This window comes from Streptosporangium sp. NPDC087985 (assembly GCF_044741965.1).
Lineage (GTDB): Bacteria > Actinomycetota > Actinomycetes > Streptosporangiales > Streptosporangiaceae > Streptosporangium.
The window spans coordinates 297,058-310,321 of the sequence record NZ_JBIUTQ010000004.1; the positions used below are offsets into that span (position 1 = coordinate 297,058).

12 protein-coding genes and 1 tRNA gene are annotated in these 13,264 nt (G+C 70.1%); 2 read left to right on the top strand and 11 right to left on the bottom strand.

Features of this window, described 5'->3' with window-relative positions; all coding sequences use genetic code 11:
• Positions 1-110: 110 nt before the first annotated feature.
• The 5 genes from rplA to ACIN94_RS12495 all read right to left on the bottom strand — a co-directional run bounded on the left by rplA (position 111) and on the right by ACIN94_RS12495 (position 2,822).
• The gene (gene rplA / locus ACIN94_RS12475) at positions 111-824 is read right to left on the bottom strand and encodes a 50S ribosomal protein L1 (protein WP_400703756.1); all 714 of its coding nucleotides are present in this window, start codon (positions 822-824) and stop codon (positions 111-113) included.
• A gap of 183 nt (positions 825-1,007) precedes the next feature.
• Positions 1,008-1,439, bottom strand: a complete 432-nt coding sequence (gene rplK, locus ACIN94_RS12480; RefSeq protein ID WP_366282419.1) for a 50S ribosomal protein L11 — start codon at positions 1,437-1,439, stop codon at positions 1,008-1,010.
• Positions 1,440-1,555: 116 nt separating this feature from the next.
• Complete coding sequence (nusG, locus tag ACIN94_RS12485; RefSeq protein ID WP_400703760.1) at positions 1,556-2,359, bottom strand: transcription termination/antitermination protein NusG; 804 nt, start codon at positions 2,357-2,359, stop codon at positions 1,556-1,558.
• Between the two features lie 66 nt (positions 2,360-2,425).
• The gene (secE, locus tag ACIN94_RS12490) at positions 2,426-2,674 is read right to left on the bottom strand and encodes a preprotein translocase subunit SecE (protein ID WP_400703763.1); all 249 of its coding nucleotides are present in this window, start codon (positions 2,672-2,674) and stop codon (positions 2,426-2,428) included.
• A 75-nt stretch (positions 2,675-2,749) separates the two neighbouring features.
• A tRNA-Trp gene (locus tag ACIN94_RS12495) sits at positions 2,750-2,822 on the bottom strand.
• Between the two features lie 245 nt (positions 2,823-3,067).
• Between ACIN94_RS12495 and ACIN94_RS12500 the strand changes: the two genes are divergently transcribed.
• The gene (locus tag ACIN94_RS12500; protein ID WP_400703766.1) at positions 3,068-4,273 is read left to right on the top strand and encodes a pyridoxal phosphate-dependent aminotransferase; all 1,206 of its coding nucleotides are present in this window, start codon (positions 3,068-3,070) and stop codon (positions 4,271-4,273) included.
• A 150-nt stretch (positions 4,274-4,423) separates the two neighbouring features.
• On the opposite strand, the gene ACIN94_RS12505 is transcribed toward ACIN94_RS12500, so the two are convergent.
• The gene (locus ACIN94_RS12505) at positions 4,424-6,370 is read right to left on the bottom strand and encodes an ATP-binding protein (protein ID WP_400703769.1); all 1,947 of its coding nucleotides are present in this window, start codon (positions 6,368-6,370) and stop codon (positions 4,424-4,426) included.
• Positions 6,371-6,676: 306 nt separating this feature from the next.
• Here ACIN94_RS12505 and ACIN94_RS12510 point away from each other — a divergent pair, with 306 nt between their 5' ends.
• The gene (locus tag ACIN94_RS12510; RefSeq protein ID WP_400703772.1) at positions 6,677-7,702 is read left to right on the top strand and encodes an adenosine deaminase; all 1,026 of its coding nucleotides are present in this window, start codon (positions 6,677-6,679) and stop codon (positions 7,700-7,702) included.
• Here ACIN94_RS12510 and ACIN94_RS12515 read toward each other — a convergent pair.
• From ACIN94_RS12515 to ACIN94_RS12535, 5 genes are all read right to left on the bottom strand, one after another.
• Positions 7,691-8,506: a hypothetical protein gene (locus ACIN94_RS12515; protein WP_400703775.1), complete on the bottom strand. Its 816-nt coding sequence runs from the start codon at positions 8,504-8,506 to the stop codon at positions 7,691-7,693. The genes ACIN94_RS12510 and ACIN94_RS12515 overlap by 12 nt on opposite strands.
• Entirely contained in the window at positions 8,493-9,065 is a 573-nt protein-coding gene (locus tag ACIN94_RS12520) for an RNA polymerase sigma factor (protein ID WP_400703778.1), read from the bottom strand. Before ACIN94_RS12520 ends, ACIN94_RS12515 begins: the two co-directional genes overlap by 14 nt.
• Before the next feature lie 42 nt (positions 9,066-9,107).
• A complete protein-coding gene (locus ACIN94_RS12525; RefSeq protein WP_400703781.1) occupies positions 9,108-9,818 on the bottom strand; it encodes a hypothetical protein in 711 nt (236 codons plus the stop codon).
• Positions 9,819-10,046: 228 nt separating this feature from the next.
• Entirely contained in the window at positions 10,047-11,096 is a 1,050-nt protein-coding gene (locus ACIN94_RS12530) for an ATP-binding protein (protein ID WP_400703784.1), read from the bottom strand.
• Between the two features lie 77 nt (positions 11,097-11,173).
• Positions 11,174-13,198 carry an ATP-binding protein gene (locus ACIN94_RS12535; RefSeq protein WP_400703787.1) on the bottom strand — a complete coding sequence of 675 codons (2,025 nt, stop codon included), beginning with the start codon at positions 13,196-13,198 and terminating at the stop codon, positions 11,174-11,176.
• Positions 13,199-13,264: the final 66 nt, after the last annotated feature.

Sequence of the window (13,264 nt, forward strand, 5' to 3'; positions counted from 1 at the left end):
CTGCCTACGACCCTACGCGGCGGTCAGCAGGGGCGCGTCCTGCGGAAGAACGAAGAAGGCCTCCACCGAATGGCCATTCGGTGGAGGCCTTCTTGAAAAGACGTCTGGTATCAGGCGTCAAGCTCGGCGGTCATTCCCCGCGTCACGTTCGGGTCGACCGGAATGCCGGGGCCCATGGACGTGGAGAAGACGACCTTCTTGAGGTAACGTCCCTTGGCCGCGGACGGCTTGAGACGCAGCACCTCGTCGATGGCGGCGGCGTAGTTCTCGATGAGCTGACGCTCACCGAACGACACCTTGCCGATGATGAAGTGCAGGTTCGCGTGCCGGTCGACACGGAACTCGATCTTGCCGCCCTTGATGTCGGTGACGGCCTTGCCGACCGCCGGGGTGACGGTGCCGGTCTTGGGGTTCGGCATCAGACCACGCGGACCGAGCACGCGGCCCAGACGGCCGACCTTGCCCATGAGGTCCGGGGTGGCGACGACGGCGTCGAAGTCGAGGCGGCCCTTGGCGACCTCGTCGATGAGCTCGTCGGCACCGACGATGTCGGCACCCGCGGCGCGGGCCTCCTCGGCACGGTCGCCGGTCGCGAAGACCAGGACCCGGGCGGTCTTACCGGTGCCGTGCGGGAGGTTGACGGTGCCACGCACCATCTGGTCCGCCTTGCGGGGGTCGACACCGAGGCGCAGAGCGACCTCGACGGTGGCGTCGAACTTGGTGACCGAGGTGTCCTTGGCCAGCTTGGCCGCCTGGGCCGGGCTGTAGAGGCTCTCGTTGTCGATCTTCTCCGCTGCGTTGCGGAAAGCTTTGCTGCGCTTCACTTGATCACTCCTGTGGATCCGAGTGTTCGTGGTGCGGGCCAGCGCCTGACCCCTCCACTTACTACGAAGGTGTGGTGACGGACACGCTCACTGCCTGCGTCCGCCTCCGGGCCCCTGAGCGGTCACGCGGATCGTGTCTCCGATCCACGCCGCCGCCGTCATGCCCGGCTCGCCGCTGACGGACTAGTCGGCGATCGTGATGCCCATCGACCGGGCGGTGCCGGCGATGATCTTCTCGGCCGCCTCGATGTCGTTGGCGTTGAGGTCCTGCATCTTGGTCTCGGCGATCTGGCGCAGCTGCTCCTTGGTGAGCTTGCCGACCTTGTCCTTCTGCGGGACGGGCGAGCCCTTCGCCACACCGGCAGCCTTCTTGATCAGCTCAGGCGCCGGAGGCGTCTTCGTGACGAAGGTGAAGCTGCGGTCCTCGAAGATGGTGATCTCAACGGGGATGATGTTGCCGCGCTGGGCCTCGGTGGCAGCGTTGTACTGCTTCACGAAGTCCATGATGTTGACGCCGTGCGGACCGAGGGCGGTACCGACCGGCGGAGCGGGCGTGGCCTGGCCAGCGGGAAGCTGGACCTTGACCAGTGCCGCAATCTTCTTCTTAGGAGGCATGGTTCTCTCCGGGTCCTAATCGGGGTGATGCGGCTCCCACGCAGACACGGGGAGCATGTCGGCAGGCCGCGCTTCGCGAAGCACGGCCGCCGAACGACTTAGTTTAAGCGATCCGGTCAGATCTTCGAGACCTGGTTGAACGAGAGCTCAACCGGGGTCTCACGACCGAAGATCGACACCAGCACCTTGAGCTTCTGCGACTCGGCGCTGATCTCGCTGACCGTGGCGGGCAGCGTGGCGAAGGGACCGTCCATGACCGTGACGGACTCGCCCACCTCGAAGTCGACGGTCGCGGCGGAGGCCTTGGCCGTCGACTTCTTGACTTCCTCGGACGGCTCCGGCGCGAGCAGCTTGGCGACCTCGTCGAGGCTCAGCGGGCTCGGCTTGTTCGACAGGCCGACGAAGCCGGTCACGCCGGGCGTGTTGCGCACCGCGGACCAGGACTCGTCGGTGAGATCCATCCGGACCAGCACGTAGCCCGGGAGCACCCGCTCCTTGACGAGCTGACGCTTGCCGCTCTTCACCTCGGTCACGTGGTGAGTGGGCACCTCGACCTGGAAGATGTAGTCCTCCATGTTGAGGGACTGCGTGCGGGTCTCGATGTTCGACTTCACGCGGTTCTCGTAGCCCGCGTAGGAGTGAATGACGTACCACTCGCCGAACTGGCTGCGCAGATGGCGCTTGAACTCCTCGACCGGGTCGACGTCGGGAAGGACGTCACCGTCCTCGTCCACCTCGCCGGCCGGGGCCTCGTCGGATCCGTCAGCGGTGTCGGCCGGGGCCTCGTCGGCCTCGGTTCCGGCGTCGACGTCAGCCTCGGTGGACTCGTCAGGCGAGCCCGCCGCAAAGTCGACGGCCTCTTCCGGCTCGCCCGCCCGCTCTTCGCGGGACTCGCCGACTGGCTGTGAAGACTCGGACACGGTGACTCATTCTCTTTCCGTCGATGGCTGTTGGACTTACAGCAGAACGATACGCCGGATGTCGGCTCAGGCTCCGCTGAAGATCCGCAGCACGCCCTCGGTGAGCACCGCGTCGAGCCCGGCCACGATCCCGACCATGATCAGAACAAAGACCAGGACGATGGTGGTGTAAGAAATAAGATTTTTGCGCGTGGGCCAGATGACCTTGCGCAGCTCAGCGACAACCTGTCGATAAAAGAGGGCGGGAGAAGTGCGTTTCGCCTTCTTCTCACCGCTCGGCTTGTCTGCGGTTTCGCCGCGCGTGTCGATCGCCACAGTCCTCACCTGATCTGTCGTATCCAACGCATGTCTGCGGCGCGCTAGACGCCCTGATGCGCGGACCGCTCCTCGCAGGGCACGAGGGACTCGAACCCCCAACCGCCGGTTTTGGAGACCGGTGCGCTACCAATTGCGCTAGTGCCCTAAGACATGAACCACCATACATCGGTTGGACCGATGTTTGTCCGTGACTCACGGTCTTGACCGCCGATTCACGCATACGGCGAGAAGACCATGCCGGAGTCTACGGGGGAATGGCCTCTACGTCGAACCAGCGGCGGATCGTCCCCCGTACTCCTCTTCAAGGCCGTCTTGCACGGCTTGCTCATAGCCTGTCCACATCCTGGATAAGCGGCGGAAACAACGCCACAGTTCTGTAACCATGGAGGCATGACCCGTCCTCGCATCTCAGCACGCATCTCCGCGATCTCCGAGTCCGCCACGCTCGCCGTGGACGCCAAGGCCAAGGCGATGAAGGCGGCGGGCCGCCCGGTCATCGGCTTCGGCGCCGGCGAGCCGGACTTCCCGACTCCCGACTACATCGTCGATGCGGCGGTCAAGGCGTGCCGGAACCCCAGGTTCCACAAGTACACGCCGGCCGGCGGCCTCCCGGAGCTGAAGCAGGCCATCGCCGACAAGACGCTCCGCGACTCCGGCTACCAGGTCGACGCCGCCCAGGTGCTGGTCACCAACGGCGGCAAGCAGGCCGTCTACGAGGCGTTCGCCACGCTGCTCGACCCGGGTGACGAGGTCCTGGTCGTGGCCCCCTACTGGACGACCTATCCCGAGGCCATCAAGCTGGCCGGCGGCGTCCAGGTCGATGTCGTGACCGACGAGACCACCGGCTATCTGGCCGGTGTCGAGCAGCTCGAAGCGGCCCGCACCGACCGCACCAAGGTCCTGCTGTTCGTCTCGCCGTCCAACCCGACCGGTGCGGTCTACACCCCCGAGCAGGTCGAGGAGATCGGCCGCTGGGCCGCCGAGCACGACCTGTGGGTCGTGACGGACGAGATCTACGAGCACCTCACGTACGGCGACGCGACCTTCGCGAGCATCGCCACCGTCGTCCCCGAGCTGGGCGACAAGGTCGTCGTCCTCAACGGCGTCGCCAAGACCTACGCGATGACCGGCTGGCGGGTGGGCTGGCTGATCGGCCCGAAGGACGTGGTCAAGGCCGCGACCAACATGCAGTCACACGCCACCTCCAACGTCTCCAACGTCGCTCAGGCCGCCGCCCTGGCCGCCGTCAGCGGCGATCTGTCGGCCGTGGCGAAGATGCGTGAGGCCTTCGACCGCCGCCGCCAGACCATGGTGCGGATGCTGAACGAGATCCCGGGCGTGTTGTGCCCGGAGCCGAAGGGCGCGTTCTACGCCTACCCGTCGGTCAAGGAGCTGCTGGGCAAGGACTTCGGCGGCAGGCGCCCGCAGACGTCCGCGGAGCTCGCCGAGCTCATCCTGGAGGAGGCCGAGGTCGCCCTCGTCCCCGGCGAGGCCTTCGGCACCCCGGGCTACTTCCGTCTCTCCTACGCCCTGGGCGACGAGGACCTCGTCGAGGGTGTCAGCCGGGTGGCCAAGTTCCTGGGCGGCACCCGCTAGCCGTGTACACGGCCACCCGCCGTACACATGTGGACAGAGAAGGTCCGGGGCCCCGAGCCCCGGACCTTCTTCCGTGTACGGCACGGCCCGCGGATCTCCATACAGGGCCGCCGGCCTCCGGACGGGCCCATCGGCCTCCGGACAGACAGGTCAGGGGAAGGTCTCCCGGAGCGCGTGTTCCACGGCGGAACTCAGGCTGGCCACGGATCCCAGCTCGGTCAGCCTGTCGAACTTCGCCCTGCCCATGCGGCCGCGCAGTCTCAGCTCGGACGTGCGCAGCAGGCTCGCGAGGAGGAGCGAGCGGCTGGACGGCACTCCGGTGCCGATCCGGGCGGTTTCGGACGCGCCGAGCAGGAAGGCGGCGAGCACGTCGTCCGCGTCGGCCTCGGCGACGATGGCGGCCACCTCCAGGCCCTCCAGCAGGGAGAAGGTGTCCCCGAACAGCCGGGCGCCGCGGAGGGAGTCGCGGACGGACTCGGCGGCCGCGCCGTTGTCGCCAAGGAGGTGCTCGGCCTGGCCCAGGAGGAGGTTCAGGCGGATGAGGGTCCACTCGTCGCCGCAGGAGTCGCAGAGGTCGCGCCCCTCGTGCAGGACGGACACGGCCTGCTGGAGGCTGCCCCCAAGCATCATGGCGGTGGCCACGACCGTGTAGGTGGGCAGGAAGCCGGGGAAGACGTTGCCGTCCGAGCGGTGCCGCGCCCGGGCGTGCTTGATGAGATGCAGGGCCTGGCCCACGTCGCCCCGCAGGACCGCCAGGTGGGCCTGGAACTGACTGACGTAGGCCGTGGCGTGTTCCAGGGAGTCCTCGGCGACGCACTCGGCGAGGGTGCGCTCCGCGCGTTCGAGATCACCGCGCTGGATCGACACCCAGGCGTGCACCCAGAGCGCCTTGATCCGCTCGGGGCCGGGGGTACGTTCCAGGTGCAGGCCACGCTGGAGCATGTCGTTGCCGGGGGCGTGCATGCCGCAGCATGCCCACAGGAACCACAGGTTGCCGACCAGGTCGAGGCCCTTGCGTCGCTCGTCGGGCCTGCGGTAGCAGTATTCGATGGCCTGGCGGATGTTGGCGCATTCGAGCACCAGCCTGCGATACCAGAAGAGTTGCCGGCACTGCCAGCCGGCCTCGGCCTGGGCGGACAGCTCAAGGAAGTGGTCGCGGTGACGCCGCCGCATCTCGCCGGTCTCGCCGAGGAGGTCCAGCCAGACCGCGCCGAACTCGCGGGCGGAGGCGGGCAGGCGGTAGCGGAAGCCGCACTCCCCGTCCTCGCCGACGAGGACGGACTTGTCGAGCAGGCCGAGCAGGGCGTCGAAGACCTGGTCGGCGGCGAGCCCCTCCGCGACGCAGACCTCCTTGGCGGCCTCCAGGTCGAACGTGCCGGAGAAAACCGAGGCCCGTGCCCACAGGATGCGCTCTTGCGGGTCGCACAGCTCGTGGCTCCAGCCGTAGGCGGCCCGCATGGAGCTGTGCCGCCAGGTGCCGGAGGTGGCCGTGAACACGTCGGCGGCGCCGGGGTCGGGATTGGCGGCGGCGAGCTCGATCGCCAGGGGCAGGTTGCCGAGCCGTCCGCACAGCTCCAGCGGGTCCATCTCGTCGAGTCTTCTGTCGGCGAGGGCGGTGAGCAGGTAGACGGCGTCAGCCGGAGGGAGTTCGCCGACCGGGTAGAGACGCTCGTCCGGGAGACCCAGCCGCTGCCTGCTGGTGGCCAGGATCCGCAGTCCCTCGACCGACCGCAGCAGGTCGATCAGGGTGCCCACCGCGCCGATGACCCGGTCGCAGGTGTCCAGGACGATCAGGGTCTGACGTGGGGCCAGCTCCTCGATCAAGGTCTCCAGGGCGGGCACGTCCGGCCGCCGGCGTGCGCCGATCGCGCCGGCGACCGTCTCCGCCAGGGAGGCGAGGTTTCCGGAGGCGTCGGACAGGTCGACGACGTGGACGTCTCCGGGAAACTCGTTTTCGAGGGTCCGGACCAGGCGCAGCGCCAGGCGGGTCTTGCCCACCCCGGCGGTACCGGTCAGGGTGACGTGGCGGGCGCTTTCGAGCAGGGCGGAGACCTCGGCCAGTTCCTTCTCTCTGCCGACGAAGACATCCGCTCTCATTGCAGCCCCAGCCTTGTACTGACTACAGGTGCCCCTACGGTCGCACGGCGGAGCGGTCAACTGAAACCCCGTTTGGCGATTTTCCTGAGTCAAGGCTTGAGTCGAGGACATATGCCGTGGTAGGGGGCATAGCATTTTTCAATTCGTTAAGACGCCGGAACCTAACGAATCCGGAGATCGGAGCCAACGTACCCCGGTTTCACCCCGGTGCGGCCCGTCCGGGTGGGCTGAGCCGTGCCGCGGACGCCGGAGGATCGTCGAGTTGGGACCAACAGTGACCGGGAAGCGCCGGCCGTGCGGCACCATATGGAAATGCCACGTCCCCTCAGCGAACTGCCCAAGGCTCACCTGCATCTGCACTTCACCGGTTCGATGCGGCACTCCACCCTGATCGAGCTCGCCCGGGAGCAGGGTCTGCACCTGCCGGACGCGCTGGAGGAGGATTGGCCGCCCAGGCTCCGGGCGACCGACGAGCGGGGCTGGTTCCGGTTCCAGCGGCTGTACGACATCGCGCGGACGGTCCTGCAGCGGGAGGACGACGTCTACCGGCTGGTGCGGGAGGCCGCCGAAGACGAGGCCGCTGAAGGGTCGCGCTGGCTGGAGATCCAGGTGGACCCGTCCGGGTACGCCCAGCGGTTCGGCGGGCTCACCCCGGCCCTGGAGCTGATGCTCGACGCCGCGCACAAGGCGGCCCGCCATGCGGGGATAGGGATCGCCGTCGTGGTGGCCGCCAACCGGACCCGGCATCCGCTGGACGCCAAGACACTGGCCCGTCTCGCCACGCACTACATGGACCAGGGCGTGGTCGGGTTCGGGCTCTCCAACGACGAGCGCCGTGGCCGGGCCCGTGACTTCGACGGGGCGTTCCGGCTCGCCAAGCGGGCCGGGCTGCTGGCCGTACCGCACGGCGGGGAACTGCTGGGTGCCGACAGCGTGGCCGAGTGCGTGAACGTGCTGGGTGCCGACCGGCTGGGGCACGGCGTGCGGGCGGCCGAGTCGCCGCGGCTGATGGAGCTCCTCGCCGAGCGGCAGATCGCGTGCGAGGTCTGTCCCACCTCCAACGTCGGGCTCGGCGTGGCGGAGAGGGCCGAGGACGTGCCGCTGCGGCGGCTGTTCGACGCCGGGGTGCCGATCGCACTGGGCGCCGACGACCCGTTGCTGTTCGGCGCGCGGTTGCTGCCGCAGTACGAGCTGGCCAGGCAGGTGTACGGCTTCGGCGACGCGGAGCTGGCCGAGCTGGCCAGGCAGTCGATCCGGGTGTCGGCGGCTCCGGAGCAGGTGCGCAGGGACCTGTTCAGGGGGATCGACGACTGGCTGGCCTCAGCGGGCTGAGCCGGCGATCTCCAGCGCCCGCTGGAGATCGCCGGCGCCCTCCAGCCGCAGGCCGACCTGTCCCCGCTGCCAGATGAGGGTGGGGGCGGCCGTGCGTGGGCGGACCGGGAGCTCGCCGCCGCCCGCGCGGGGCAGGTAGCTCAGGCCGTGGCGGGCCGGGATCCACCACCCCGGTGAGGTGCCCAGGACGACCTCCTCCGGCCAGTTCATCCCCAGTTCCTTGCGGAAGACGACCTGGAGCCTGCCGTCATACTCGTCCAGCCTGGCCTCCGGCCAGAGCAGCGACACCACCCGGCCGCCGTCGCTCACCCTGACGTCACGCGGATCGCCCAGCACGGCGGGGACGGAGATCGGGAACGCCACCTGCCGCCGGGCCTGCTCCAGGGTGACCCGGTGTTCTCCCGGGAGCGGCTCGGGCAGCCCGGACGGCAGCGGCCCGGGGCCGCCGATCTCCAGCTCGACCCCCGCGAACCGCAGGACCTCCATGACCGCTGCCCGTCCCACCGGGGTCCCCCCGAGGAGCAGGGCGACGAGGACCGCGACGGCGGAGACGATCGCCCGCCGCCGCAGGCGTACGGCGGGCCTCGGGCCGCCGGGCTCTCCTGACGCCCGCCGTACCGGCACGCGCGGGAGGCCGCCCGGGCGTCGCGTGGACGGTCCGGGCGCGGGGTGACGGTCCGCGGCGGGGAGGGAGTCGAGGCGGGCCCGTACGGCGCGCACCACCTCGGCGGGCGGCGGGGCGGGAATGTCGAGGTCTTCGCCGAGGGCGAGGAGCTGGGCTTCGAGATCGTCAGGCGAGGTCACGGCCCACCCCCTCACGCAGACGGCTCAGCCCGCGGAAGGTCCGCGACTTGACGGTGCCGGCCGGGAGATCGAGCACCTGGGCGGTCTCGGCCTCCGACAGCTGAAGGAAGTACCGGCAGACGACGACCTCACGTTCCCGCTCGGGGAGCGTACGCACCATGTCGAGGAGACGGGCGCGACGGTCGGTGGCGACGGCCACGTCCTCCGGGCCCGCCACCTCGGGGAGGTGCGGCTCGGTCAGTTTGACGGCCAGTTCGGCCCTGCGGCTGCGGGAACGGGTCAGATTGTGGGTCTCGTTGGCCACGATCCGCAGCAGCCAGGGGCGGAACGGCGCCTCCCTGCGGAAGGTGGCCAGGTGGCGGTATGCCTTGACGAACGCCTCCTGGACTACGTCCTCGGACTCGTCCGCGGCGCCGAGCATCACCGCGGTGCGGTGTGCGAGCGCGCTGTAGCGCGTGACCAGCGCCTCGTAGGCGGTCAGGTCACCGGCCAGGGAACGGGCGATCGCCTCGTCGTCGTCCGTCGGGGGCTCCTTCGCGGGTGTCGTAAGAGATTCCACCGCATGGAGGCGCCCCGGGGGAAGTCCCTCACGCGCCGGTTCTCAGCCGAGGGCGTAGGCCACCGCGGAGTCGGGCTCGTCGCGGTGTCCCTCGGCGAAGGCCGTGTCGTAGGTGTCGTCGCCGAGCAGTTGCCGTGCCGTGCGCTCGGCGACCGTCCTCGGCCCCGACATGCTCTCCGAGCCGAATCCCCGCAGCCCGAACATGGCCCGCAGCCGCGCTCCCGCGCCCTGGAGGTGGGCGGCGCGGTAGCCGTCTCCCTGGGCTGCGGCGATCACCGCGAGCTGGTCCACGGCCAGCGCCACACCGGTGGCGTCGCGGAGGCGCCAGGTGACGTCGAGCGACCGCCGGGCCGCCGCCGTGGCCTCGGCCATCCGGCCGAGACCGAGCTGGGCGATGGAGAGCACGTAGTCGCCGCAGGCGCGGGCCCTGTGCTCGCCACGGTCGTCGCGGTCGTCGCGGAGTCGCCGCATCTCCTGGATCAGGGAGACGGCCCTGGCGAACTCACCGCACCAGGTGGCCGCCATCGCCACGGTCACCAGGGCGAGCGGCTCGCCGGCGGTCGTGACGCCGGCTCCGCCGAAGTACCCGCGCGCGGGCTCGATGCCGGGCTCCGCCCTGCCGGTGGGGCCGGTGAGCGTGACCGGCGGTGTCTTCTCCAGGAGTTTCAGCAGTTCCCGTACCTCGCTCTCACGGCCGGTGAAGCCGCTCTTCTCCACGGTGAGGTTCCCGCGCCACCTTGGGACCTGTTCCATTGGTTCGCGCTCCTTCCACTCTCCGGAAATAGCACCCCATCAGGGTCACGGACCGGCTGGCCTCCCTCTTTCCGGGGGGTTTCCTTCTCCCTAAGTGCAAAACTCACCACTGTTTCAAGGCTGAACTTTCCACCGCACGCGGAGAAATTTCCGAATCGCTCCGGTTTGGTCCGTTGGGGCGGGCGGAGGTGGCGGAGGTCGTCACCCGGTCACGGGCTGCGGCCGTGGTCACGGGCTGCGGCCGTGGTCACGGTGGCGGCGGATCAAGGCATCCTCCTCGCCCAGCCGGCGCAGCCACTCCCTGCCGTAGTCGCGGATCGTGTCGAGCATCCGGTAGCGCGATCCCTCGGCGATCAGAATGGACCTGTCCACGAGTTTGAGCAGCGGAAGACCGGTCAGCCGCCCGTCGGCGCAGACCGCCCGCGCGTCTTCGGCGTCGAACCAGCCGTCGAAGACCGACAGCCGCGCCCAGAGCAGGCGCTCCTCCGCGGCGCAGAGCTCATGGCTCCAGCCGACCGCGGTGCGCAGGGTCTGGTGGCGTCCCAGCGGAGTACGGCTCCCGCCGACGAGCAGCCCGAAGCGGTCGTCCAGCCGTTCGGCGATCTGCTGCACCGACAGCGCCCGCAGCCGCCGGGCGGCGAGCTCGATGGCCAGCGGGATGCCGTCCAGCAGCCCGCAGACCTGTGCCACCGCCACCGGATCGAGGGTGAGCCCAGGCACCAGAGCGTGGGCCCGCTCGGTGAACAGCCGGACGGCGTCCGCCCCGGTGTCCCCGGCTCCGGGCACCTCCAGCGGCTCGATCGGCAGGACCCGCTCCCCGGGCAGGCCGAGCGGCTGGCGGCTGGTGGCGAGCACCCGCACGTGCGGGGCCTCAGGCAGCACCCGGCGCAGCAGCGCCGCGCAGGCGTCGACCAGATGGTCACAGGTGTCCAGGACCATCAGCAGCCGTCTGTCCGCGAGGAACTCGGCCAGCACCTCGGACTGGGAGCGCACCGACTGCTCGCGCAGGCCGAGCACCGCGGCGATGTCGTGGCCGATCAGGTCGCCGTTCTGCTCGGCGGAGAGCTCGACGACCCACACCCCGTCAGCGAAGGAGTCCTGGAGCCGGTCGGCCGTCCTGACGGCCAGCCGCGTCTTGCCCACGCCGGCGACCCCGGTGAGCGTCACCAGCGGTGACCGGCCGATCAGCACGGCGATCTCGTCGAGCTCCGCTTGTCGCCCGACGAGGCTGCTCGTCTCCGCCGGGATGTTCCCCCGGCGCGTCCGCGTCTCCGCCACCGTTCCAGCCTCTCCGCGTCAGGGGGCAAGCCAACCACGGAATCGGTAACGGAACGGATGGGGGTCCGCACCCTCGGTTACGGAATCTTCTCCCCCAGCGCATATTTCACAACGATGCCCAGGTCAAGGCCCTGTCCCTCGGCGAAGAGGGTGTCGAATTCTGCACTGCCGAGCGTCTGCACGGTCCGGGCCACGGCCCGGTCCCGGATCGAGGTGAAGATCGTCAAACCGGACCGCGACAGCCCCGAGGAGTCCCTGATGGCCTGGGCGGCGCCCAGCAGCCGTGCCCCCCTGCCCGCGTGTCCCTCCTCCGCCGCCACCCAGGCGATCATCTCGACGCAGGCGACGCTCAGGAGCAGGTCCTCGAAGAGCCGCGCCGAGGCGAGTGCCGCCCTGGCGTGGCGGAGCGCCCCGCGCGTCTCGCCCTTGACGTGCTCGGCCCAGGCCAAGGCGTACTCCATCTGGGCACGGCTCCACTCCTCCCCGTGGGCCTCGCAGAGCGCCTGTCCCTCGGCCAGCGTCTCCATGGTCTCCTCGGGCCTTCCCGCCCCCAGCAGGCCGAGCGCCGCCAGCGTGTAGCAGGGCAGCAGCCCGGACAGCACGCTGCCCTCGGCCATGTGCCAGGCCATGGCCTCGTCCAGCAGCTCGACGGCACGGGGGTAGTCGCGCCGTATGAGGGAGAGCAGGCCCTCCACCTGCACGACGTGGCCGGTGGCGCTCCCCTCGGGATCCTCGGCGCGGCACCGGTCAAGCCGTTGCCTCGCGGCGTCGAGGTCACCCTGGAGCGCGGCCACCCACGCGCAGACCCAGAGCGCCCTGATCCGCTCCGGGCCGCCCCCGGTGTCCATCCGCAGCGCCGTCTCCAGGTAGTGGCGGCCTTCGCGCAGCATGCCGCAGCAGACCCAGAGGAACCACAGGGTCCCCGCCAGGCCCAGACCCGCCCGGGACCACTCGGGATCGGCCAGGCACAGCTCGAAGACCCTGCGGAGGTTGCGCTGCTCGGCGCGCATCCGGCCGTACCACTCCACCTGCCTGCCGGGCCACTCGGCGACGCACCGTCTGGCCAGCTCGAGGTAGTGGTCGCGGTGGCGGCCCCGGACCGCGTCGGCCTCGCCCAGCCGGAACAGCCACTCGGCACCGAACTCCCTGACGGTGTCCAGCATGCGCAGCCGTACCCCGGCGGGGTGCTCCTCCCTCTGCACGAGGGACTTGTCGACCAGCCCGGTCAGCGCTTCGAGCACCTGCCCGGCCGGGAGCGGCCCGCCCGCGCAGACCCACTCGGCCGCCTCCAGGTCGAATCCCGCGGCGAACACCGAGAGCCGCGCCCACAGCAGGCGCTCGGCCGGGGTGCAGAGTTCGTGGCTCCAGCCCATCGCGGTACGGAGCGACCCGTGCCGCACCGGCCCGCCGCTCCCGGTCAGCAGGTGGTAACGGTCGTTCAGGCGCCGGGTGAGCACCGTGGGCGACATGGTGCGCAGCTGTACGGCCGCCATCTCGATCGCCAGCGGGATGCGGTCAAGCCTCTGACAGAGCTCGGCCAGGTCCGCCGCGCCGCCGCGCGCCCCGTGGACCGCGCCTGGATCACCCGCGTCGTCCGTGTCACCCGGCGGGCCCGCGCGGTCACACAGCAGGACCACCGCGTCCTCGACCGGGAGCGGCGGGACGAGGTAGACGTGCTCACCCGGCACACCGAGCGGCTGGCGGCCGGTGACCAGCACCCGGAGGTGGGGCGCAGCGCGCAACAGGGTGTCCACCAGCGAGGCCACCGCTTCCACCAGGTGCTCGCAGGTGTCGAGCACGAGTAGCGACCTGCGCGGGCCCAGCCACTCCGCCAGCACATCCTCCTGCCGGCGGGCGGACTGGTCGGCCAGGCCCATGCTGCCGGCCACGGTCTCCGCCAGGAGGTACGGATCGGTCAGGCAGGCGAGCTCGACGAGCCAGAGGCCGTCGGGAAACTCCTCCGCGGCCTCCTCGACCGCCCGTCTGGCCAGCCGCGTCTTCCCGACGCCGCCCAGCCCGGTGAGCGTGACCAGGCGGGACTCCCGCATCAGACGAGTCACCTGTGCGATCTCCGCGTGCCGGCCGATGAAGGTAGTTTCCATGGGGGTGCCCATGCTAGGCCGCGCCGGGTTGTTTGGGGGGTCTCTCCGGGGGAACGGCCACTAGAC

Bases quoted from the DNA above. Each gene is read 5' to 3' on its own strand.
- rplK (WP_366282419.1), bottom strand. From the start codon at position 1,439: ATGCCTCCTAAGAAGAAGATTGCGGCACTGGTCAAGGTCCAGCTTCCC.
- ACIN94_RS12510 (WP_400703772.1), top strand. From the start codon at position 6,677: ATGGAAATGCCACGTCCCCTCAGCGAACTGCCCAAGGCTCACCTGCAT.
- ACIN94_RS12535 (WP_400703787.1), bottom strand. From the start codon at position 13,198: ATGGAAACTACCTTCATCGGCCGGCACGCGGAGATCGCACAGGTGACT.
- ACIN94_RS12505 (WP_400703769.1), bottom strand. From the start codon at position 6,370: ATGAGAGCGGATGTCTTCGTCGGCAGAGAGAAGGAACTGGCCGAGGTC.
- ACIN94_RS12500 (WP_400703766.1), top strand. From the start codon at position 3,068: ATGACCCGTCCTCGCATCTCAGCACGCATCTCCGCGATCTCCGAGTCC.
- ACIN94_RS12525 (WP_400703781.1), bottom strand. From the start codon at position 9,818: ATGGAACAGGTCCCAAGGTGGCGCGGGAACCTCACCGTGGAGAAGAGC.